General features: G+C 37.6%; 2 protein-coding genes. Both read left to right on the top strand.

Translation table 11 applies throughout. The features are described 5' to 3' along the window. Positions 1-414: 414 nt before the first annotated feature. Positions 415-669, top strand: a complete 255-nt coding sequence (locus I3255_RS14350) for an AbrB/MazE/SpoVT family DNA-binding domain-containing protein (protein WP_238039426.1) — start codon at positions 415-417, stop codon at positions 667-669. Then, on the top strand, positions 669-1,022 hold the full coding sequence (locus tag I3255_RS14355) for a type II toxin-antitoxin system PemK/MazF family toxin (protein ID WP_107274097.1): 354 nt from the start codon (positions 669-671) through the stop codon (positions 1,020-1,022). Before I3255_RS14350 ends, I3255_RS14355 begins: the two co-directional genes overlap by 1 nt. Positions 1,023-1,394: the final 372 nt, after the last annotated feature.

Below are 1,394 nucleotides of genomic sequence, written 5' to 3' on the forward strand. Positions count from 1 at the left end.
GTAACTGACCTAACAGAGGCAAGTTTTTAGCGAAAATAAAGTTGGTGATTTCGTTATAAACCTTAGCGGATGATAATTGATGGAAGCGGTATGATTCGCTCCTGATCAATTTGGCCTAATAAATTTGAGTAAAACCCAGCTGAAAGTTCTGCGGTCAATAAATCCTGGGGAATAGGTAACTTCTGAGCAGATAGCCGAGCGTTGTAACTTGTCGAGTTCGTGGGCTAGTACTTTGTTGAAGACAGTTTGGGAACGAGGGTATTTGGTGAGAGGTGGCCATGTTCGAATGAATGGCGGACTTGAATTTGTTTATTCGTCAGTGTTAGTTTTAATGAAAGTTATAACAATGTTGACACTGGCAGTTAAGCATACAATAATTAGTGTTATAACAAAGTAGCCACGTAAAGGTAATGTATGCGTACTCAAGTTAGAAAGATAGGTAACAGCTTAGGTAATATTATTCCTGCTGCTTTTATTCGTCAGTTGAGTCTTGAAGAAGGCTCAGAAATTGAAGTAAAAACAGAAGGCGGTAAAATTATAATTGAACCAATTAAAGCAAAGAAAAAACGTTTTCCATTTAGTGAAAAAGAATTATTACAAAGCATGAATGCGTACACGGCTCATGCAGATGAAATTGCGGTTGTTTCAGCCAAGGAGCTCGGCGAGTAATGGTGAAATATATACCGCAAAGGAACGATATTGTTTGGTTAGATTTTGAACCAGTAAAAGGTAAAGAAATTGGTAAATATCGTCCAGCTTTAGTGCTATCGAGTAAAGAGTATAATCAGAAGTCTGGACTATTAATTTGTTGTCCAATCAGTACAAGCATTCGTGGTGGCGTGACAGAAGTACCTGTTAAGAACCTAGATAAGCCATCAGTAGTGGCAGCAAGTTTGATTCAAACCCTGTCATGGGCCGACCGTAGTGCTAAGTTAATTACGACTGCAGACAGTGGTGTAATGGAAGATGTACTGTTGAGAATTATTCCATTGATTGGTGCTGACACGCTATTTGAAGATTAATGTCAGTTAACGGTTATTTGATAGCTCACTAAAAAAGCAGTGTTTTTAATTGGTTAGGTTCTTCTGGCCGCGCAAAAACCGCAAACGAGTTAGACTCTCGGGAAATAAAAATTTTCGGGCCTTCTTAGTCACCACCATCGAGGTCAGTGATTTAGACCATTTTCGGTGGTGAAGGGCAGAGCGTAAGGCTTATCTTAAATATAATTTACTTGGTATTGTTCGTTTAGCCAAAAATGGCTAAATTAAGGTCTTTATAAAAGGAGTTGGAAATGAAGACAACCAAATATGTCGACAAAAAATAGCTATGGATTGATATTTACGCTATTCAAGTTTGTTTTATTCATTTCCAAATAATTTTAGTAAAACAGATTT

This window comes from Psychrobacter sp. Ps6 (assembly GCF_022129235.1).
Classification (GTDB): Bacteria; Pseudomonadota; Gammaproteobacteria; order Pseudomonadales; family Moraxellaceae; genus Psychrobacter.

Bases quoted from the DNA above. Each gene is read 5' to 3' on its own strand.
- I3255_RS14350 (WP_238039426.1), top strand. From the start codon at position 415: ATGCGTACTCAAGTTAGAAAGATAGGTAACAGCTTAGGTAATATTATT.
- I3255_RS14355 (WP_107274097.1), top strand. From the start codon at position 669: ATGGTGAAATATATACCGCAAAGGAACGATATTGTTTGGTTAGATTTT.